This window comes from Candidatus Accumulibacter necessarius, from assembly GCF_036625085.1.
Genome location: NZ_JAZKUM010000002.1, coordinates 479,822 through 499,724, shown reverse-complemented (window position 1 = coordinate 499,724; position 19,903 = coordinate 479,822). Strand labels below are relative to the sequence as shown.

Sequence of the window (19,903 nt, the reverse complement as noted above, 5' to 3'; positions counted from 1 at the left end):
GGCCGGAGGAGCCGTGAGCCGCGATGATATAATCGCGCCTCTTTCGCCCCTGCCCTGCCGATGCTCATTACCCGCCGCCTCGAGTTCGACGCTGGTCACCGCATTCCCGACCACGGGAGTCAATGTCGTCACCTGCACGGGCATCGCTATGCGATCGAGATCACGCTGGCAGGGGACATCATCCGGCAGGATGGCGACCCGGCCAACGGCATGGTCATGGATTTTTCGGACGTCAAAGCGCTGGCCATGGCGCATCTGGTCGATGCCTGGGATCATGCCTTCCTGGCCTATGCCGGTGATCTGCCGGTGGTAAACTTCCTGCAGTCCTTGCCGGATCACAAAACGGTGTTGCTCGATTGTGTGCCGACCGCCGAAAACCTTGCCCGGAAGGCGTTCGCGATTCTCGACGCGGCGTATCGTGATACCTACGGCAATCACCTGCGTCTCGAACGTCTGCGTCTCTACGAAACGCCCAACTGCTGGGCGGAGGCGATGCGCGAATAGCGTCGCGTGAGTTCCGCTGCGCATGATGGTCGTCAGTGGCCTGGCAGGCGGACGCCCGGCCGGGCTGTAGGCGCGGAAATCTGAACTGGATGGGATGGTGGCATGAACTTTCGCATCCTCGACGCCGGCGATACGGCGCTGACCATCGAGCTTGGCGATCGTCTCGACCGCCGCCTGCTGGCAGCAGTGGCGGCAGTCGATGAGGCGCTGGCAAAGGCAATCGCCGGCGGTGACCTGCCAGGCATCGTCGAAACGGTGCCGACCTTCCGCTCGCTGACCGTCATCTATGATCCCCTGTTGACCAGTCGGGCCGAGATCGAGCGAGGCATCCGGGCGGCAGTTGCCGCCGCTGTTGCGGTGAGTGTACGTCGTGGGCGACTGTGGCAGCTGCCCGTGTGTTACGGCGACCAGATCGCCACCTGCGGACCTGATCTCGAAGCGCTGGCGGAAGCCTGTGACTTGACACCGGCGGAAGTGGTTCGCCTGCATTCGACCGGCACCTACGAGGTCTACATGCTCGGCTTCCTGCCCGGCTTTCCGTTCATGGGCGATCTGCCGGAGGTGCTCGCGCGTGTGCGTCGCAGCGAGCCGCGGACGCGCGTGCCGGCGGGCAGTGTGGCGACGGCCGGGACGCTTACCGCGATCTATCCGTGGGAAAGCCCCGGCGGCTGGCACCTGATCGGCGCCTGCCCAGTGCCGCTGTTTTCGGTCGCCTGGCCGCAGGCGGCACTGCTCCTGCCCGGTGACCGGGTGTGCTGGCGAGCAATTGACGCCGCCGAGTATCACTCGCTGAGCGACGAGATGCCGGCGATGAGCGCTTCGCCGCTGCCGCCTGGCGCTTTCCTACTGACTGACGAGGCGCCGCGATGAGCGCCGTCCTGGAAGTCGTCAGCCCGGGCGCGATGGCTTCGATCCAGGATCTCGGCCGGCCAGGACTGCGCCGGATCGGCGTCCCCCACGCCGGCGCGCTGGAGCCCGGCTGGCTGCGGCTGGCCAACGCCCTGCTGGGCAATGCCGAAGATGCGCCGGCGATCGAATTCCTGGCCGGCGGCCTGGTGCTGCGGGCGCGGGAGTTGCCGGTGCAGATCGCTCTTGCGGGTCATTTTTCGGCGGTACTGACAGGCGCGGATGGGCAGCGCCGCGTGGACTCATGGCGCAGCGTCACCCTGGCGCCCGGCGAGACGCTGCGCTGTGGCATGCTGTCGGCTGGCCGGGTCGGCTATGTCGCGCTGGCCGGGATCCGCGTGCCGCAGCAGCTCGGCAGCGCTTCGACCTATGCGCGCGCACGCCTCGGTGGTCTCGACGGCCGGCTGCTGACACCGGCAGCGCAGCTGCTCGCGACCGCGGGCAGCAATGGCGAGAAGAGGCTGCGGACACCGCCGGTTGATGCCAAGGCAGCAATTCGCGTCGTCCTCGGACCGCAGGATGATTACTTCGACGCCGGCTCGATCGCCCGCCTCCTGAGCGAGCCTTACCGCGTTCTCGCCGCCGCCGACCGCATGGGCATGCGCCTTGACGGCCCGCTGCTCAGGCATCGCCCCGAGAAGGGCAGCGAGATCATTTCGGATGCGACCGTGCCGGGCTCGATCCAGGTGCCGGGCCAGGGCCAGCCGATCGTGCTGCTTGCCGACGGCCAGACCGCCGGCGGGTATCCAAAGATCGCGACGGTTATCTCGGCCGATCTGCCGCGCCTGGCAGTCATGGCGCCGGGGCAGATCGTTCGCTTTGCGGCAATGTCAGTGGTGGCTGCCGAGCAGGCAGCGCGGGCGCGTGCAGCGACACTGCGCGCGCTGATCGCCGACATCGGGCCGCTGGCGGAAGCGGGGACGCTCGATCTGCAGGCGATCTACGCCGCCAATCTGGTCAGTGGCGTGGTTGATGCGCGCGGCGAGGAGCCGCCGGTCTCGTCAGCGCCTTACTCATGGGAGAGAAACTGATGGTGCGCAGGATCAATCTCAACGCCGATCTCGGCGAAAGCTCCGGCGCCTGGCAAACGGGCAGCGACAACGAGCTATTGCGGATTGTCGGCGCGGCCAACATCGCCTGCGGCTTTCATGCCGGCGACCCGCTGCTGATGCGCCGTACGGTGGTGCAGGCGCTGGCCGCCGGCGTCAGCCTGGGGGCGCATCCCTCATTTCCCGATCTGCAGGGTTTCGGCCGGCGGGCGATGCATTTTCCCGCCGCCGAGCTGGAAGCGCTGCTGATCTACCAGATCGGCGCCCTGGCCGGGATTGCGCAGGCCGAAGGCGGTCGGCTGACGCACGTCAAACCGCACGGCGCGCTGAACAACATGGCCTGCGAGGATGCGGTACTGGCGAGGAGCGTGGTGGCAGCCATCCGCCGCTTCGATCGATCGCTGATCCTGCTCGCGCCGGCGCTGTCGGAGCTGGCGTTGGCCGGGACGGCAGCCGGACTGCGCGTGGCGGCCGAGATCTTTGCTGACCGGGCCTACACCAACGCCGGCAATCTGGTCCCGCGCGGTCAGCCCGGCGCGGTTCTGCCTACCGCCGACGAATGCGTCGCGCACGTGCAGCGCATGCTCGACGCGGGCGGCCTCGTCAGCGTCGATGGGCAGGTCATCCCGACCGAGTTTCACAGCATCTGCGTGCATGGTGATGGACCGCAAGCGGTGGCCGCGGCGACCGCGATTCGTGCTGCGCTGCTTGCCTCGGGAATCAGCCTGCTGCCGCTGCCGCAAGTGCTGCAGCCGCCGGTCGATTCTGACGTTTTGCCGCCGATCGTCTAGAATACCGGCGTCGCTGCGGTGAGCGGCGGGTGGCGCGGCCCAGGCAGCAGTTCTGGTCAGCCGGCCTCACCGGCCAACCACCGCAGGACGCGGAATTGTGCCCGAATGGCGGAAAGACGCTGATGCCTCATAGAATTCTCAAAGTCCCCGAGCGGGGCATGATCGATGCCTACGAGGGCCTGCTCGCGGCACGAAATTTCAACGCTGACGCAGCGCAGCGGGCGGCTGCCGACCGTCTGCAGCGCCTTTACTACGATCTGCTGTCGTTCAAGGTCGGGCGTCGCAGTGCCCTGCGGCGTATTTTTGCGGCGCCGGAAGTGCCGCGTGGTGTTTATTTCTGGGGCGGCGTCGGGCGCGGCAAGAGTTTCCTGATGGACTGCTTCTTCGACGCGGTGCCCTACCGTCGCAAGCGGCGCATCCACTTTCACGCCTTCATGCATGGTGTCCATCGCCAGTTGAACGAACTCAAGGGCGAGAGCGATCCACTCCTGAAGGTGGCCGAACGCCTGGCCAGCGAAGTGCGGCTGCTCTGTTTTGACGAATTTCACGTCTCCGACATCGCCGACGCGATGATCCTCGGTCGCCTGCTCGAAGCGCTCTTCGCGCGCGGCGTGGTGTTCGTGATGACCTCGAATTACCCGCCTGAGAGACTCTACCCGAACGGTCTGCAGCGCGAGAACTTCCTGCCGACGATTGCTTTGATCAAGTCGCGGCTGGATGTGCTGGAGATCGACGCCGGCATCGACTATCGCTTGCGCACGCTCGAGCAGGTGGAGATTTTTCATTTCCCGGCGGATGCCGCAGCCGAACTCAAGATGGCCGAGTACTTCAGCGCCATGGACGGTGGCGAGGGTATGCAGGGCGGCAGCATCGAGATCCTCGGGCGCGAGATTCCGACGCAGCGTCGCGGTCACGGCGTCATCTGGTTCGACTTCAAGGCGCTGTGTGGTGGGCCGCGTTCGCAGAACGACTACCTGGAGCTGGCGCGCGGCTATCACACCGTGCTGCTCTCGGCGATTCCCCGGATGTCGGCGAGCATGTCCTCCGAGGCGAGGCGTTTCACCTGGCTGGTCGACATCTTCTACGACCACAAGGTCAAGCTGATCGCCACCGCCGACTGCGGCCCGGACGGCCTGTACACGCAGGGCACGCAGGCCAGCGAGTTCTTTCGTACGGCCAGCCGCCTGACCGAGATGCGCTCGCGCGAGTATCTCGGCCTGCCGCACCTGTCATGAGCGACGCGTCGCTCCGTCGATGATCGGCAGAAGCAGGGCCTGCTTCAACACCGCGGCCATCAGGCGCTGCCTGCTGACCCTGCTTTTCGCCTGTCTGCCGGCGTCCGCTCTTGCGCAGCAGGAGATGGAGATCATCGCCCTCCGGCATCGCACGCTCGACCAGGTGCTGCCCGCCCTGCAGCCGCTGCTCGAAGCCGGTGGCAGCCTTTCCGGGATGAACGACCAGTTGATCCTGCGTGCCTCGCGGCGTAACCGGGAACAGATCAAACAGGCGCTCGCGGCGATCGATACCCCGGCGCGACGCCTGCTGATCCGCGTCAGCCAGAACCGTGACGCACAGAGCCGGCAGCAGGGCTCTGAGGTGGCCGGGCAAATCGTCATTGACCAGTGGGGGCGGATCACCCAGCCGTCGTCTGGCACCCAGGAAAACACGCGCATAGAGGTCCGGCGCGGGGCTTCAAACATCACGGCTCAGGCCCACGACCGGCAGGGCACGGAGAGCAGCGGCAGCACACAGATGGTGCAGGTGGTCGAAGGCGGGCGCGCCCTGATCCATGTCGGGCAGTCGCTGCCGATCCCGCTGCGGCAGGTGGCATTCGGGCCGCGCGGCGTGGTGGTCAGTGAAGGCATCGTCTACCGTGATCTCGGTCAGGGTTTTTACGCCGCACCCCGGGTGATCGGTGATCGGGTGACACTGGAGATCAGCCCGCAGTTCGATTCGCCCGGCAAACAGAGCTACGGCAGTATCGAGACCCAGCGACTGTCAACCACCGTGTCGGGTCGCCTGGGCGAGTGGCTCGAACTGGGCGGCAGCAGCCAGCAGGCCAACTTCGGCGAGCGCGGCAATCTGCACGGCGGGAGCAGCCAGGCCAGCGACCGACGCAGCGTCTGGTTACAGGTTGAGGAGCTGCCCTGAGGCGAGACAGCGCCCGCCACAGGCAGGCCGTTGCCAACTGGCTCGCCGCACGAGCTGGTTGCCCCCCGTAAGTGACAAGTAAGTAATTGCCATTATGATCGGCGGCTAGTCATGATAAGTGACTCAATATCGATCCATTTGAGAGGAAAGAGATGGCTAACGAAGACATCGTTGCACGGATTGAGGCCAATCCCAAGTACCACGAACTGGTCCGCAAGCGCTCCACTTACAGCATCATCATGTCCATCCTGATGATCATCGCCTATTACGGCTACATCCTGTTGATTGCCTTCAACAAGGAGTGGCTGGGTACGCCGCTCACGCCAGATGTGGTGACGACGATCGGCATTCCGCTGGGGGTCGGTGTCATCATCTTCACGATCGTCATTACCAACGTCTATGTCCGCAAGGCCAATACCGAGTTCGACGACATGAGTGCCGAGGTCATCAGGGAGGCCAGCAAGAAATGATCAGCAAATCCACGCGTAACATTATTGGCCTGACTCTCGGCCTGCTCGCTGCCGGTGGCGTCCTCGCTGCCGGTGCCGACCTGGGGAATACGACGAAACAGGCGACCAACTGGGTGGCGATCGCGATGTTCGCCATCTTCGTCGCGATCACCCTGGGGATCACCAAGTGGGCTGCGGCAAAGACGAAGTCAGCCGCCGACTTCTATACTGCCGGCGGCGGCATCACCGGGTTTCAGAACGGTCTGGCGATTGCCGGCGACTACATGTCCGCAGCCTCCTTCCTCGGGATCTCGGGTCTAGTGTTTGCCAACGGCTTTGACGGACTGATCTTCTCGATCGGCTGGCTGGTTGGCTGGCCGGTGATCACCTTCCTGATGGCCGAGCGTCTGCGCAACCTGGGCAAGTTCACCTTTGCTGACGTCGCTGCCTACCGTTTTTCACAGACGCCGATGCGAAGCTTTGCCGCCACCGGCTCGCTGGTTGTGGTTGCTTTCTACATGATCGCCCAGATGGTCGGTGCCGGTCAGTTGATCAAGGTGCTGTTCGGCATGGAGTACATCTACGCGGTGATCATCGTCGGCGTGCTGATGATGTGTTATGTGCTCTTCGGCGGCATGACGGCCACCACCTGGGTGCAGATCATCAAGGCGATCATGCTGCTTACCGGTGCGACCTTCATGGCGCTGGCCGTGCTCTGGCAGTTCGGCTTCAACCCCAACGCGCTGTTCGCCAAGGCGGTCGAGGTCCATCCCAAGCATCTGGCAATCATGTCCCCGGGTGCTCTGATCAAGGATCCGGTTTCGGCGATCTCGGTCGGCATGGCCTTGATGTTCGGTACTGCCGGTCTGCCGCACATCCTGATGCGCTTCTTCACCGTACCGAGTGCGAAGGAAGCCCGCAAGTCGGTCGGCTGGGCAACGACCTGGATCGGCTACTTCTACATTCTGACCTTCATCATCGGGTTTGGCGCCATCGTCATGCTGACGCAGAGCCCGGAGGCCTACTACGTGCCGAAGATGGTTGATGGTGTCCAAGCCGTCGGCGCTGACGGGAAGCTGGTTTGGGATGGCCTCAAGGGCGGTGGCAACATGGCCGCCATCCACCTGGCAAATGCGGTCGGTGGCAACGTCTTCCTCGGCTTCATCTCGGCGGTGGCCTTCGCGACCATCCTGGCCGTGGTGGCCGGCCTGACGCTGTCCGGCGCCTCGGCCGTGTCGCACGACCTGTACGCCACGGTATTCAAGCACGGCAAGGCGGACTCGGCTTCCGAACTGCGCGTTTCCAAGATCACCACGGTGTGCCTCGGCATCGTCGCGGTGTTCCTCGGCATCGCGTTCGAAAAGGAAAACGTCGCCTACATGGTGATGCTGGCCTTTGCGATTGCCTGCTCGGCCAACTTCCCGGTCCTGTTCATGTCAGTCCTCTGGAAGGATTGCACGACCAAGGGTGCGGTAGCGGGTGGCATCGTCGGCCTGGTGGCTTCGGTGGTACTGACCATCCTTTCCGCCTCGGTTTGGGAAGCGGTCCTCCACAACCCGAAGGGCAGCGCGCTGTTCCCCTACTCTTCACCGGCCCTGTTCTCGATGACGGCAGCTTTCCTGGTGATCTATCTGGTTTCCAAGATGGACAACAGCAAGCAGGCGCAGCTTGAGCGCTCGCTCTATCCGGCGCAGAAGGTTCGTTCGGAAACGGGCGTTGGCTCTTCCTCGGCATCGGGTCACTAAGCAACAGTTACTTCCGACGGCCTGATCGGCAAACGGCCCGGGAGCGCATGCTTCCGGGCCGTTTCATTTTCTGCCAGGGCTCTTGCAGTGGCGCCGAGCGCTAGAAACCACGTTTGAGACCGCTCAGCTGCCGCGTACAGTTGCAGCGCGGGATCGCGCGCCTTCTCCGCCCTGATTCAATCGTGTTGCCTCATGTCTCAGGGGAGAAAATCACTCAGGACGCTTTTCCGGGGTCCTGGCGCGATAGGGAGCAGTGGCCGGATAGGTGGCCGCGTCAAGGAGATCGTTCCATTTCGTGGGTTCGAAGCCCCGAGCGCTTTGCCGGCCGACGCTGATGCTGGGTAGCTGGGCTTCCCCGCCGAGTTGCCGGCCGAGTTCCGTCAGATCCTCCTCGCTCTCCAGTACTTTCTCGGCGAAAGGAACGCCACGGGCATTGAGCAGGGCACGCGCCTGCTTGCACGGATCGCCGCAACCGGCACTGGTATAGAGCACCACCGGGAACTTCTCGCTCGCCTGGCGAACGGCATACGAGGGTTGCCGCTCGCCACCGCCGATGGTCGTCGTGTACTTGGTGACCTGCCTGACTCCCGGCGGCGGCGGCAGGTCGGAGATCACTGTGCGGCCCGTGTTTGGGTCGGTCCAGCGGTAAGTGGTCTCTGCGCTGACGGCCGGGCTGGCCAGCAGGAGAGCGGCAAGTGCGGCCATTCCGGCGACGCGCGTGGGAGCTGAAGTGAACATGCTGCAGGTCCTCGATAATCAGGCAGTGATCATGCCGCTGTGTCGGAGCAAGGCGTCGACCTGGGGCTCGCGGCCGCGGAAGGCACGAAAGCTGTCGATCGCCGAACGGCTGCCGCCGACCGAAAGTATCTCGCTCAGGAAGCGCCGTCCGGTGGCCTGATCGAACGGGTTACCGGCGTCCTCAAAAGCGCCGTAGCAGTCGGCCGAAAGGACCTCGGCCCACTTGTAGCTGTAGTAGCCGGCGCCGTAACCCCCGGCGAAGATGTGCGCGAAGCTGTTCGGGAAGCGGTGCCATTCGGGTGGTACCAGGACGGCCACTTCGCGCCGGACGTCGGCCAGCAGTTCGAGCACGCTGCGTTCGCCTGCCGGATCGTAGTCGCTGTGCAACAGCAGGTCGAAGAGCGAAAACTCCACCTGGCGGAGCGTCTGCAGGCCGCTCTGGAAGTTCTTCGCCGCAAGCATCTTGTCGAACAGGGCGCGTGGCAGCGGCTGGCCGGTATCGATATGGCCGGTCATGCCCTCCAGAACACGCCACTCCCAGCAGTAGTTCTCCATGAATTGCGATGGCAACTCGACGGCATCCCACTCGACGCCATGGATGCCGGCGACGCCCAGTTCGTCGACCTGCGTCAACAGGTGGTGCAGGCCATGCCCGGTCTCGTGGAAGAGCGTACTGACTTCGTCGTGTGTGAAGATTGCAGGCCGCGCCTTGCCATCCCTCTCGCCGATTGGTCGCGAGAAGTTGCAATTGAGATAGGCGACCGGCCTTTGAATGCCTTTACTGCTGGTAGCGAGCGACTCTTGTCTGATTCTGCGGCGACCAATGGCCTCGTCCATCCAGGCACCGCCACGCTTCGTTGGACGGGCATAAAGGTCGAGGTAAAACTGTCCGACCAGCTCACCGGCTGGCGTTTCGATGCGGAAGAAGCGGACGTCTTCGTGCCATACCGGCGCGCAGTCAGGCTTGAGGTGAACGCCGAACAGGCTTTCGATGACGCTGAATAATCCGGCGAGAACCTTGTCCTCAGTGAAGTACTGCTTCACTTCCTGCTCGGAGAAGGCATAACGTGCCTGCAGCAACTTTTCGGAAACGTAGCCGATATCCCAAGGCTCCATCGTCGCGAGAGCGAGCTGGTCTCGGGCGAAGGCACGCAGGTCGGCAACGTCCTTCTCGGCAAAGGGCCTCGCCCTAACCGCCAGATCGCGCAGGAAACACAGCACCTGCGGTACCGATTCGGCCATCTTCGGTACCAGCGAGACTTCGGCAAAGTTGGCGTAGCCGAGCATCTGCGCCTGCTCCCGGCGCAGTTCAAGAATCCGGCGGATCAGCGGCGTATTGTCGAGTTCGACGGCGCCGAATTCGGCGGCGCGTGTCGCGTACGCCCGGTACATCGCAGCGCGCAGGCGTCGACTGTCGGCGTATTGCATCACCGGCAGGTAGGAAGGCATGTGCAGGGTGAACTTCCAGCCACTCTTGCCCTCCTGTTCTGCGGCCTCGCGGGCGGCTTGCCGAGCATCGTCAGGCAAGCCTGCGAGTTCGGCCTCGTCGGTCACCAGCTCGGCAAAGGCGTTGGTGGTGTCGAGCAGGTTCTCGGAGAACTTGGCCGAAAGCTGCGCCAGCTCCTCGGAAATCGCCTGAAAGCGCGGCTTGCTGTCCTCGGCCAGCTCCGCTCCGCTGAGGCGAAAATCGCGCAGCTCGTTTTCGATGACCCGACGCTGGGCGGCCGACAGACCAGCGTATTCCGCGCTCCCGGCGATCGCCTTGTACTTCGCGAAGAGCTTGACGTTCTGGCCGACCTCGGCGTAGAAGCGGGACACCTCGGGCAGCATGCCGTTGTAGGCGTCGCGCCACGCCGGGACGTCGTTAACCGAGTGAACATGACCGACGATTCCCCAGGCGCGCGACAATTGCTCAAAGCCATCGCCCAGTGGCGCGGCGAAATCAGCCCAGGTCGCAGCAACGGCGTCGGAGCTCAGGCGAGCCACAAGGGCGCGGCAGTGATCGAGCAACTGGCTGATCGCCGGTTGCACGTCGCTCGGGACAATCGCGTCGAAGCGAGGCAGGCCGGCGAAGTCGAGCAGCGGGTTCAGCAGTGGGGTTTCTTGCAGTTGGTTGACGGTCATCGGGGAGTCCGTGGTTTGAGAAGAGCGGAGCACGGCTTTGCGCCTATTCTACAAGGTCGCGATAGGCGTGCCATGAAGCGTGGCCGATCAGCGGCATGAGAACGATCAGTCCGAAGAAGAGGGTGAGAAAACCGATTGCGGTCAGCGTGACCACGATCGCACCCCACAAAATCATGACCAGAACGTTGGCATCAACGGTGCGCAGACTGGTGCGCATGGCGGTGATGAAGTCGGTCTTGCGATCGAGCAGCAGGGGTACCGAGACCACCGTGATGGCAAAGACCATCAGCGCCAGCGTGCCGCCGGTCAGGATCCAGATCAACAGCAGGTCGCGGTGGTCCGTGGACAGGTGGACCTCGGCCAGCAGTGCGAGCAGATCGGGGGCAATGTTCGGTGCGAGGAAAGCGAACAGCATCGTCGAGATGCGTTCCCAGGCGAAGCCAATGACCCCCAACAGCAGCCCTAGCTTGGCCAGCTCCACGCTGTTTCGCCGGCCACCGGCCAGGGAGACGAAGAAGGTCGACGACTGCCCAGCTTCGAGTCTCCGGCTGATCTCGTAAAGTCCGCCGGCCAGCAGCGGGGCAATCAGGAAAAAGCCCGACGTTGCGACAATGAACAAATGTCCATTGCGCCAGGCGAAAATCGTGATCAGGTCGCCGGCAATCGCGAACAGCAGGCCGTAGGCCAGACTGGCAATCGGGTTGGCGCGAAGATCACGCCAGCCGGCCGCCAACCAGACAAATGGTCGACCCACCGAGACGCTGCGGACTTTGGGCGGCGCGTGACCGCGGTCAGGGGGAGTTGGCTCCAGACCCATGCGTTCTCCTTGCTGAGGGGTGTGGATGGACGTCTCGTGGTGGTGGCACTGGCAAGCCGTTCAATCGACGAAGGTTTCGCCAGTCAGGCGCTCGCAGGCCTCGACATACCTGGCACGGGTTCCGGCAAGCACCGCGGGCGGCAGCCGGGGACCTGGCACCTGCTTGTTCCAGTCAAGCGTCTCCAGATAGTCGCGCAGGTACTGCTTGTCGTAGGACGGCGGATTGCTGCCTTCGTGATAGTCGTCGGCTGGCCAGAAACGCGACGAATCCGGGGTCAGCGCTTCATCGATCAGGTGCAGCGTACCGGCAGCGTCGAGGCCGAACTCGAACTTGGTGTCGGCGATGATGATTCCGCGCGCAGCGGCATGCCCGGCGGCAGCAGTGTACAGTGCGATGGCGGCGTCGCGCGCCTGCGTGGCGACCGCCTCGCCGCTCTTGCCACTGGCCGCCAGAAGGTCGGCGAGCACAGCCGCGCAGTCGGCCTGCGCGCGCGCGAAAGAGATGTTTTCATCGTGATCGCCGATTGCCGCCTTGGTCGCCGGGGTGAAGATCGGTTGCGGCAGCCGGCTCGCCAGGCGGAGTCCTGCCGGCAGAGGGATTCCGCAAACGCTGCCGCTGGCCTGGTAGTCCTTCCACCCCGAGCCGATCAGATAGCCACGAACCACCGCCTCGATCGGCAGCGGCCGCAGTCGCTTGACGACCAGAGCCCGGCCACGAACCTGCTCACGCTCGCTGGCAGCGACCACCGTTTCCGGATCGATGCCGGTCAGCTGGTTGGGGACGATCGCGGCAAGCTTGCTGAACCAGAAGCTGGCCAGCCGGGTCAGCACCTTGCCCTTGCCCGGCACCGGGTCCGGCAGAATGACGTCAAAGGCCGAAATGCGGTCGCTGGTCACGATCAGCAGCCGGTCGGTGCCGATCGCATAGATATCTCGCACCTTGCCGCGGCCGAGCAGAGGCAGACTGGCGATCGTCGATTCAAAGAGGGCTGCGGTCACGTGCTTGATCCGTTGAGAGAAAGGAAATTCAGACAGGGGGCGGGAGCGCTGCGATTATAGGGCAGATCGCTGCCCGGTCGGAGGGCCTTGACCCCGTTGGCCGCCAGTGCTCAGTGTTCGCTGTCTTCCGCTTGGCGCAGTCTCCTGCGCATCCGCCGGATACCGAGCATCAAAAAACCGGCAATCAGCGGGATCGAGACGGCGGCGGCGATTTCCGGCGAGATCTCCGGGAACAGCATCTTGCCGCCCTTGGCAAGATAGTGCACGAGTTGCGAAGCATAGTAAGTGATGGCGACCACGGACAGACCCTCGACGGTCTCCTGCAGGCGCAACTGCAGTCTGGCACGCCGGTTCATCTGCGTCAGCTGCTCCTGATTCTGACGTTCGAGTTCAACATCGACCCGGGTTCGCAAGAGCTGGCTGGTGCGCGCCAGACGGTCGGACAGGTCGTCCTGGCGGTTGGCCATCGCGATGCAGGTGTGCATCGCCGGCAGCAGGCGGCGCTGCATGATTTCGTGAAAGGTCGGGCAGCCGACAACACGAATCTCGCGCAGTTCGTCGATGCGCTGCATCACCAGATCATGGTAGGCGCGTGCCGCGCCAAAGCGGAAGGTGGTCCGGGCGACCGAGTGCTCGACCTCGGCGGCGAGTCGGGTCAGATCGGCGAGTACCTCGCGTTCATCGGCCGGCGAGTTGGCCTGGCCGATATGATCAACCATTTCAGCCAGCTGCTTCTCAGCGCCCGTCAGCCAACCGCCGACTTCCTTGGCGACTGGCAGCGCGAGCAGGGCCAGCAAGCGATAGGTCTCGATTTCCAGCAGCCGCTGCACCGTCCGACCGGCCTGCCTTTGCGTCAGTGAAACATCGAGCACGACGAAGCGCGAAAAGCCCTGGTCGAAAATAAAGTCGGTGAACACCCAGGCGGCTCGGTCAGCCACCTGCGCGGCGACCATCTGGCGTCCTGTCGGCGTCAGGGAGGCGGTGACCGAGTGCGGGGACAACTCACCGCTCGAACGCAACTCGACATGGGTAGCGACGATCATCTGCCCCGGCAGTGTCCGCAGCCACTCGGTCGGCAGCACGTCGAGCGCGGTTGCTTCGGCATTCCGCGGCTCGCCAGACGGCAGCGAACGAAAAACAGTGTAGCTTGAAAACTCGGTGTGCAACTCCCAGCGGAGCAGGAAAGGTCCGCCATCGAAAACCAGGCAGGTGTCGGAACTGGTGAGCAGCTTGCCGGCATGGGTCTGGGCGAGTCGGCAGAGCCGGTTCCGCTCGCCCGCCAATACCGCCGAGTCCTGCGTTAACACCAGGTGCGAAACCAGCACCGGACTGGTCAGCGGCAATGGCGGGCGGGCGTGAAACTCGTCGTTCAGTAGCTCGCGCAGTGGATGTGCGGCGAGTTCGACTCTCGGGTGGACGGCGTTGCTCACCATGAATCCAGGAGTGGCTGCGACACCCGGCTGGCGCGCCGCGGCCTCTGGCAAACGATCAGCGAACGGTCTGCTTCAGCTCGCCGCTGTTGTAACGCTCGGCCATCTTGTCGAGCGGGATCACCTTGATCTTGCTGGCCTGGCCGGCCGTACCGAAAGCCTCGAACCGGGCGCGGCAGATCTTCTTGGCTGCCTCGCGAGCCGGCTTGAGGTAGTCGCGCGGATCGAACTTCGACGGGTTCTCGGCGAAGTAACGGCGGATGGCACCGGTCATTGCCAGACGGATGTCGGTGTCGATGTTCACCTTGCGCACACCGTGCTTGATGCCGGTGACGATCTCTTCGACCGGGACGCCGTAGGTCTCCTTCATGTCGCCGCCAAACTCGCGAATCTCGGCGAGCAGTTCCTGCGGCACCGATGAAGATCCGTGCATCACCAGGTGGCAATTCGGGATACGCTGGTGAATCTCCTTGATGCGGTCGATGGCGAGGATATCGCCGGTCGGCTTCTTGGTGAACTTGTAGGCGCCATGCGAGGTGCCGATGGCGATTGCCAGCGCGTCGCACTGCGTCAGTTTGACAAAGTCTGCTGCCTGCTCGACATCGGTCAGCAGTTGCTCACGCGTCATGTGACCTTCGGCGCCGTGACCATCTTCCTTGTCCCCGCGCATGGTTTCCAGCGAACCAAGGACCCCCAGTTCACCTTCGACGGAGACGCCGATGGCGTGCGCGAATTCGACCACCTTGCGGGTGACGTCGACGTTGTATTCATAAGAGGCGACGCTCTTGCCGTCAGCCATGAGGGATCCATCCATCATCACTGACGAGAAGCCGGAGCGGATCGCGCTCATGCAAACCGCGGGCGACTGGCCATGATCCTGGTGCATGACGATCGGGATCTGAGGGTAGGCTTCGAGCGCGGCCAAGATCTGGTGGCGCAGGAAGGGCTCGCCGGCGTACTTGCGGGCACCGGCGGAAGCCTGCATGATCACCGGCGCGTCGACTTCAGCGGCGGCTTCCATGATGGCCCATACCTGTTCCATGTTGTTGACGTTGAAAGCGGGCAGACCATAGCCGTTCTCGGCGGCGTGGTCCAGCAATTGACGCATCGATACGATTGGCATGAGTGTTTTCTCCAGTGATTGCCCGGTTGCCCGAGCGCGGGAAGCGGCTGGCGCTTCTTCCCAAAAACTGCATTTCTGGCCAACAGCCGGGCGATCAGGTCGCTCGCCCTGCTTTCGGCCTAGACCTTGTAGGGCTGTTGATCGCCAACGCGAACGATCTTGAGCGTATTGGTGCCGCCGCTGGTGCCCATCGGATCCCCGGCGGTGAGCACGATGAAATCTCCCTTTTCGACGATTCCCGCATTCATCAGCAGTTGCTCCGCGTCGTGCAGCAGTTCATCGCGGGTGGTCGGACGCTGGGTCATGAACAAGGGGAACACCGCCCGATAAAGGCTCATCCTGGTCACTGCATCAGATCGCGGGGTCAGTGCGTAAACCGGAACGCCACAGTTGAGACGGCTCATCCACAGGGCGGTCGCACCCGACTCGGTGAGCGCAGCGATGGCCTTGACCTTGAGGTGATGCGCGGTCCAGATCGCTGCCAGGGAGATGGTCTGGTCGATGCGCGTGAACACCTGATTGAGAAACGCGCTGTCGAGCGTCACTTCAGCCGACCGCTCTGCCGCCTGGCAGATCCGCGCCATCGCTTCGACCGTTTCAACGGGATACCTGCCGGAAGCCGTTTCGGCGGAGAGCATGACTGCGTCCGTTCCGTCGAGCACGGCGTTGGCAACATCCGAGACTTCGGCTCGCGTCGGGGCCGGCGAGAGAATCATCGACTCCATCATCTGGGTTGCCGTGATCGCCAGCTTGTTCTTTTCGCGCGCCAGGTGAATCATGCGCTTCTGTAGAGCGGGCACGGCGGCATCACCGACTTCGACCGCGAGGTCCCCACGCGCCACCATGATGCCGTCCGAGGAAGCAATGATCTCTTCGAGAGCCGCCACGGCTTCGACGCGCTCGATCTTGGCAATGGTCTGCGCCTGCCCCCCGGCGGCATGGATCAGTTGCTTGGCCATGTACATGTCGGCCGCACTCTTGGGGAAGGAGACAGCGACAAAATCAACCTCGATGCTGGCTGCCGTGCGGATGTCTTCCATGTCCTTGGCGGTCAGCGCCGGTGCCGAGAGGCCACCTCCCTGGCGATTGATGCCCTTGTTGTCCGAGAGTTCACCACCGTGGCGAACGACGGTGAAGATCTCCGAGCCGACGACTCGCTGCACATCAAGCACGATGCGACCATCGTCAAGCAGCAGGACGCTGCCGGCCGAGACGTCACGGGTCAGGTCCTTGTAGTCGAGACCGACGCGCTCGTTATTGCCCAGATCGCATCGGGCATCGAGAATGAAGTGAGCGCCTTGCTCAAGCCAGGTCTTGCCGTCGGCGAATTTCCCGACGCGGATCTTGGGCCCCTGGAGATCGGCGAGAATGCCAACCGGCCGCCCGATACGTGCGGCCACCTCACGTACGAGTCGTGCTCGCGCGACATGCTCCTCCGGCTTGCCATGAGAAAAGTTGAGGCGAACGACATCGACGCCGGCGCGAAACATGCGCTCCAGCACTTCGGCGCTGGATGACGCCGGACCGAGGGTGGCAACGATCTTGGTATCTCGATACATGGGTTTCCTATTCCTGCAGAACTCCCTCGAGCGGGCGGTGGGGGTGGCCACGGCCCTGATCAGCGCGAAAAAGCGGGGAGTGCACGGTCTGCTTCTGCGGCAATGCTTGAGTGGGTTTCGGATTCTATGAGCCCAACCGGAGGGGCGCAAGTACGGTAGTTTCCATCAACGCAGAAAATACCGGAAGAATCTGCCAACGATGCGACGTGGCCAACGCGCGATCGGGAAGCGAGCGCATCAGGGGCGCCCGAAGGCGCCCCTGGCTGGCTACTTGGTCATTACGCGGACCATCTCCAGCACCTTGCAGGAGTAGCCCCACTCGTTGTCATACCACGAGACAACCTTGACGAAAGTTCCGTCGAGGGCCATCCCGGCTTCTGCGTCAAACACCGACGTGCAGCTCTCGCCACGGAAATCGGTGGCCACCACTTTTTCGTTCGTGTACCCGAGAACGCCCTTCATCGGACCTTCCGAGGCTGCCTTCATGGCGGCGCAGATTTGCTCGTAAGTGGCTTCCTTGCTCAGCTCGACCGTCAGGTCGACGACCGATACGTCGGAAGTGGGCACGCGGAAGGCCATGCCGGTGAGCTTCTTGTTCAGCTCGGGGATGACCTTGCCGACAGCCTTGGCGGCACCGGTCGAGGACGGGATGATGTTCTCGAGGATACCGCGGCCACCGCGCCAGTCCTTGTTGGACGGGCCATCGACGGTCTTCTGGGTGGCCGTCGCAGCGTGTACCGTGGTCATCAGGCCACGCTTGATGCCCCAGTTGTCATGCAGCACCTTGGCGACAGGGGCCAGGCAGTTGGTGGTGCACGACGCATTCGAGATGATCGTCTGACCGGCATAGCTATCGGAATTGACGCCGAAGACGAACATTGGCGTATCGTCCTTGCTCGGAGCGCTCTGGATGACCTTCTTGGCACCGGCGGCGATATGCTTCTGGCACGATTCGGTGGTAAGGAAGAGGCCGGTCGAGTCGACGACGACGTCCGCACCGACTTCATTCCATTTCAGTTCTGCCGGGTCCTTGACGGCGGTCAGGCGGATTTTCTTGCCATTGACGACCAGCGTGTTGCCGTCGACCGAGATGGTGCCCTGGAAGCGGCGATGTACCGAATCATACTTGAGCATGTACGCCAGGTAATCGGGTTCGAGCAAGTCGTTGATACCGACAATCTCGATATCCGGGAAGTCCTGAACTGCCGCGCGAAATACCATCCGGCCTATACGGCCAAAGCCATTGATTCCAACCTTGATTGTCATGAAACGGTCTCCTTGAAAAATTACAACAGGGATTTCACGGTCTTGACCACGTTGGCCACCGTGAAACCGAAAAAGTCAAACAACTGGCCGGCGGGTGCCGACTCTCCAAAACGATCGATGCCGACAACGGCACCGTCGAGTCCAACATACTTAGACCAGAAACTGCTCACTCCGGCCTCAATGGCGACACGCGGTACCGCTCGCGGCAGGACGGATTCCTGGTATGCGGCGTCCTGGCGGTCGAACACTTCGGCGCAGGGCATCGAAACCACGCGCACAGCCATGCCATCAGCAACAAGTGCCTGGCGGGCGTCAAGGGCCAGCTTGACCTCGGATCCGGTTGCGATCAGCACCACCTGCGGCGTTGCGCAGTCGGTGAGCACGTAGGCGCCGCAACGCATACGCTCGGGTGTCACACCGGTGGTGATCGTCGGCAGGTTCTGCCGCGAGAGTGCGAGAATCGTCGGACCATCGGCGCGCTCAATCGCGGCCACCCAGGCGACGGCCGTTTCGCTGGCGTCGGCCGGACGCCAGACGTCCACATTGGGAATCAGACGCAGGCAGGCCACGTGTTCGATCGGCTGATGGGTCGGACCATCTTCGCCGAGACCGATGGAATCATGGGTATAGACCATGATCTGGCGCAGCTTCATCAGCGCGGCCATGCGGATGGCACTACGTGCGTAGTCGGAGAAAACGAGGAAGGTTGCGGTGTAGGGAATCAGGCCGCCGTGCAATGCAAGGCCGTTGGCAATCGCCGTCATCGCGAATTCGCGGACGCCATAATAGAGATAGTTGCCACCTTCACTTCGGCTGACCCCCTTCGAGCCCTTCCAGAGCGTGAGGTTGGAGCCGGCAAGATCGGCCGAGCCACCAATCAGCTCTGGCAAGTGCGGTGCGAAAACCTCAATCGCATTCTGCGAAGCCTTGCGGGTCGCGATGTTGTCGCCCCTCGCGGCGATCTCGGCCAGCGTCCGTGCGGCGTACGCCGTCCAGTCAGCCGGCAGCTCAGCGCGCATGCGACGGGAAAACTCGGCGGCAAGCTCGGGAAAAGCGGCCCGATAGCTGGCGAAGCGGACGTTCCAGTTGCTTTCGAACACGTTGCCGCGCATGCGACCGTCCCACTGCGCGTAAACCTCGTCGGGGATCTCGAAGGGGGCATGTTGCCAGCCGATGTGGCTGCGTGCCTCGGCGATCTCCGCCGCCCCGAGCGGCGCACCGTGGACATCGTGGGTCCCGACCTTGTTCGGTGAGCCGAGGCCGATCCGCGTCTTGCAGCAGATCAGCGTTGGCCGGCCTTTGTCAGCGCGAGCGTCGAGCAGCGCTTTGTCGATGGCCTGGCTGTCGTGCCCGTCGATGTCTGCGATGACCTGCCAGCCGTAGGCCTCGAAACGCTTTGGAGTGTCGTCGGTGAACCACCCCTCGACATGACCGTCGATCGAGATGCCATTATCGTCGTAGAGAGCGATCAGCTTGCCGAGTCCGAGGGTCCCCGCCAGCGAGCAGGCTTCATGCGAAACGCCTTCCATCAGACAGCCGTCACCGAGGAAGACATACGTCCAGTGGTTGACGATCTCGTGTTCTGGGCGGTTGAATTCGGCAGCCATCACCTTTTCGGCAATCGCCATACCGACCGCGTTGGCGAGGCCCTGGCCGAGCGGGCCAGTGGTGGTTTCGACGCCGGGGGTGTGACCGACTTCGGGGTGACCGGGAGTCTTCGAGCGAAACTGACGGAAATTCTTCAGGTCATCGATCGCGACATCGTAACCCGTGAGATGCAGCAGGGTGTAGATCAGCATCGAGCCATGACCGTTCGAGAGTACGAAACGGTCACGGTCTGGCCAGAAGGGATTCCCAGGGTTGTGGCGCAGATGGCGGCGCCAGAGAACTTCTGCGATCTCAGCCATCCCCATCGGCATACCGGGGTGGCCGGAGTTGGCTTGCTGGACCGCGTCCATGGCAAGGGCGCGAATGACGCTGGTCAGGGGGGTAAACGTAGCGGGCACGATGATTCGCCAGTCCGTGGAAGGAAGTTTGGTCGCATGGCCAAATTATCCGCTAAAACAGGGCGGTTTGCCACTCCCCGTTACCGTGCCGTCGAGGTGGCTACCGAGCAGCGCCAGGCCGCAGCGAGCAGGATCCCGGCCCGCCTGTCCTTGACCACTGATAACACAAACCAAAGCTAACGGTCTGCAGAAAAAAGTTTAACTTTTAATAATCTATAACGCTGCCTACACTTGTCTCAACTGAAC

17 protein-coding genes are annotated in these 19,903 nt (G+C 63.2%); 8 read left to right on the top strand and 9 right to left on the bottom strand.

Going from position 1 to position 19,903, the window contains the following annotated elements:
* Nucleotides 1–60: 60 nt before the first annotated feature.
* From queD to V5B44_RS06565, 8 genes are all read left to right on the top strand, one after another.
* Nucleotides 61–504, top strand: coding sequence for a 6-carboxytetrahydropterin synthase QueD (queD, locus tag V5B44_RS06600; protein WP_332358291.1), 444 nt, complete (start codon nt 61–63; stop codon nt 502–504).
* A gap of 102 nt (nt 505–606) precedes the next feature.
* Nucleotides 607–1,374 carry a 5-oxoprolinase subunit PxpB gene (gene pxpB / locus V5B44_RS06595; protein ID WP_332358290.1) on the top strand — a complete coding sequence of 256 codons (768 nt, stop codon included), beginning with the start codon at nt 607–609 and terminating at the stop codon, nt 1,372–1,374.
* Nucleotides 1,371–2,441, top strand: a complete 1,071-nt coding sequence (locus tag V5B44_RS06590) for a biotin-dependent carboxyltransferase family protein (RefSeq protein WP_332358289.1) — start codon at nt 1,371–1,373, stop codon at nt 2,439–2,441. The genes pxpB and V5B44_RS06590 overlap by 4 nt, the downstream gene beginning before the upstream one ends.
* Nucleotides 2,441–3,250 (top strand): LamB/YcsF family protein, encoded by an 810-nt coding sequence (locus tag V5B44_RS06585; protein WP_332358288.1) that lies wholly within the window; start codon nt 2,441–2,443, stop codon nt 3,248–3,250. The genes V5B44_RS06590 and V5B44_RS06585 overlap by 1 nt, the downstream gene beginning before the upstream one ends.
* A 122-nt stretch (nt 3,251–3,372) precedes the next feature.
* Nucleotides 3,373–4,485: a cell division protein ZapE gene (zapE, locus tag V5B44_RS06580; protein ID WP_332358287.1), complete on the top strand. Its 1,113-nt coding sequence runs from the start codon at nt 3,373–3,375 to the stop codon at nt 4,483–4,485.
* Between the two features lie 19 nt (nt 4,486–4,504).
* Nucleotides 4,505–5,401 (top strand): hypothetical protein, encoded by an 897-nt coding sequence (locus tag V5B44_RS06575; RefSeq protein WP_332358286.1) that lies wholly within the window; start codon nt 4,505–4,507, stop codon nt 5,399–5,401.
* Nucleotides 5,402–5,553: 152 nt separating this feature from the next.
* Nucleotides 5,554–5,871, top strand: a complete 318-nt coding sequence (locus tag V5B44_RS06570) for a DUF485 domain-containing protein (protein WP_332358285.1) — start codon at nt 5,554–5,556, stop codon at nt 5,869–5,871.
* The gene (locus tag V5B44_RS06565; RefSeq protein WP_332358284.1) at nt 5,868–7,595 is read left to right on the top strand and encodes a cation acetate symporter; all 1,728 of its coding nucleotides are present in this window, start codon (nt 5,868–5,870) and stop codon (nt 7,593–7,595) included. Before V5B44_RS06570 ends, V5B44_RS06565 begins: the two co-directional genes overlap by 4 nt.
* 210 nt (nt 7,596–7,805) lie before the next feature.
* Here the strand turns inward: V5B44_RS06565 and V5B44_RS06560 are convergent, their stop codons facing one another.
* The 9 genes from V5B44_RS06560 to tkt all read right to left on the bottom strand — a co-directional run bounded on the left by V5B44_RS06560 (nt 7,806) and on the right by tkt (nt 19,657).
* Nucleotides 7,806–8,333 (bottom strand): glutaredoxin family protein, encoded by a 528-nt coding sequence (locus V5B44_RS06560; RefSeq protein WP_332358283.1) that lies wholly within the window; start codon nt 8,331–8,333, stop codon nt 7,806–7,808.
* 18 nt (nt 8,334–8,351) lie between these two features.
* Nucleotides 8,352–10,457, bottom strand: a complete 2,106-nt coding sequence (locus tag V5B44_RS06555) for a M3 family metallopeptidase (protein WP_332358282.1) — start codon at nt 10,455–10,457, stop codon at nt 8,352–8,354.
* 43 nt (nt 10,458–10,500) lie between these two features.
* Nucleotides 10,501–11,274: a DUF2189 domain-containing protein gene (locus V5B44_RS06550; protein ID WP_332358281.1), complete on the bottom strand. Its 774-nt coding sequence runs from the start codon at nt 11,272–11,274 to the stop codon at nt 10,501–10,503.
* Nucleotides 11,275–11,334: 60 nt separating this feature from the next.
* Nucleotides 11,335–12,273 carry a phosphoribosylaminoimidazolesuccinocarboxamide synthase gene (locus V5B44_RS06545; RefSeq protein WP_332358280.1) on the bottom strand — a complete coding sequence of 313 codons (939 nt, stop codon included), beginning with the start codon at nt 12,271–12,273 and terminating at the stop codon, nt 11,335–11,337.
* 110 nt (nt 12,274–12,383) lie between these two features.
* A complete protein-coding gene (locus V5B44_RS06540) occupies nt 12,384–13,706 on the bottom strand; it encodes a DUF3422 family protein (RefSeq protein WP_332358279.1) in 1,323 nt (440 codons plus the stop codon).
* A gap of 55 nt (nt 13,707–13,761) precedes the next feature.
* On the bottom strand, nt 13,762–14,826 hold the full coding sequence (gene fba / locus V5B44_RS06535) for a class II fructose-bisphosphate aldolase (RefSeq protein WP_332358278.1): 1,065 nt from the start codon (nt 14,824–14,826) through the stop codon (nt 13,762–13,764).
* A gap of 119 nt (nt 14,827–14,945) precedes the next feature.
* On the bottom strand, nt 14,946–16,385 hold the full coding sequence (gene pyk, locus V5B44_RS06530) for a pyruvate kinase (protein WP_332358277.1): 1,440 nt from the start codon (nt 16,383–16,385) through the stop codon (nt 14,946–14,948).
* Nucleotides 16,386–16,652: 267 nt separating this feature from the next.
* Nucleotides 16,653–17,651 (bottom strand): type I glyceraldehyde-3-phosphate dehydrogenase, encoded by a 999-nt coding sequence (gene gap / locus V5B44_RS06525; protein ID WP_332358276.1) that lies wholly within the window; start codon nt 17,649–17,651, stop codon nt 16,653–16,655.
* A gap of 20 nt (nt 17,652–17,671) precedes the next feature.
* The gene (gene tkt / locus V5B44_RS06520; protein ID WP_332358275.1) at nt 17,672–19,657 is read right to left on the bottom strand and encodes a transketolase; all 1,986 of its coding nucleotides are present in this window, start codon (nt 19,655–19,657) and stop codon (nt 17,672–17,674) included.
* Nucleotides 19,658–19,903: the final 246 nt, after the last annotated feature.

What these genes read in the sequence shown, in the direction of transcription:
- queD (WP_332358291.1), top strand. Translation starts at nt 61, where the DNA reads ATGCTCATTACCCGCCGCCTCGAGTTCGACGCTGGTCACCGCATTCCC.
- pxpB (WP_332358290.1), top strand. Translation starts at nt 607, where the DNA reads ATGAACTTTCGCATCCTCGACGCCGGCGATACGGCGCTGACCATCGAG.
- V5B44_RS06590 (WP_332358289.1), top strand. Translation starts at nt 1,371, where the DNA reads ATGAGCGCCGTCCTGGAAGTCGTCAGCCCGGGCGCGATGGCTTCGATC.
- V5B44_RS06585 (WP_332358288.1), top strand. Translation starts at nt 2,441, where the DNA reads ATGGTGCGCAGGATCAATCTCAACGCCGATCTCGGCGAAAGCTCCGGC.
- zapE (WP_332358287.1), top strand. Translation starts at nt 3,373, where the DNA reads ATGCCTCATAGAATTCTCAAAGTCCCCGAGCGGGGCATGATCGATGCC.
- V5B44_RS06575 (WP_332358286.1), top strand. Translation starts at nt 4,505, where the DNA reads ATGATCGGCAGAAGCAGGGCCTGCTTCAACACCGCGGCCATCAGGCGC.
- V5B44_RS06570 (WP_332358285.1), top strand. Translation starts at nt 5,554, where the DNA reads ATGGCTAACGAAGACATCGTTGCACGGATTGAGGCCAATCCCAAGTAC.
- V5B44_RS06565 (WP_332358284.1), top strand. Translation starts at nt 5,868, where the DNA reads ATGATCAGCAAATCCACGCGTAACATTATTGGCCTGACTCTCGGCCTG.
- V5B44_RS06560 (WP_332358283.1), bottom strand. Translation starts at nt 8,333, where the DNA reads ATGTTCACTTCAGCTCCCACGCGCGTCGCCGGAATGGCCGCACTTGCC.
- V5B44_RS06555 (WP_332358282.1), bottom strand. Translation starts at nt 10,457, where the DNA reads ATGACCGTCAACCAACTGCAAGAAACCCCACTGCTGAACCCGCTGCTC.
- V5B44_RS06550 (WP_332358281.1), bottom strand. Translation starts at nt 11,274, where the DNA reads ATGGGTCTGGAGCCAACTCCCCCTGACCGCGGTCACGCGCCGCCCAAA.
- V5B44_RS06540 (WP_332358279.1), bottom strand. Translation starts at nt 13,706, where the DNA reads ATGGTGAGCAACGCCGTCCACCCGAGAGTCGAACTCGCCGCACATCCA.
- fba (WP_332358278.1), bottom strand. Translation starts at nt 14,826, where the DNA reads ATGCCAATCGTATCGATGCGTCAATTGCTGGACCACGCCGCCGAGAAC.
- pyk (WP_332358277.1), bottom strand. Translation starts at nt 16,385, where the DNA reads ATGTATCGAGATACCAAGATCGTTGCCACCCTCGGTCCGGCGTCATCC.
- gap (WP_332358276.1), bottom strand. Translation starts at nt 17,651, where the DNA reads ATGACAATCAAGGTTGGAATCAATGGCTTTGGCCGTATAGGCCGGATG.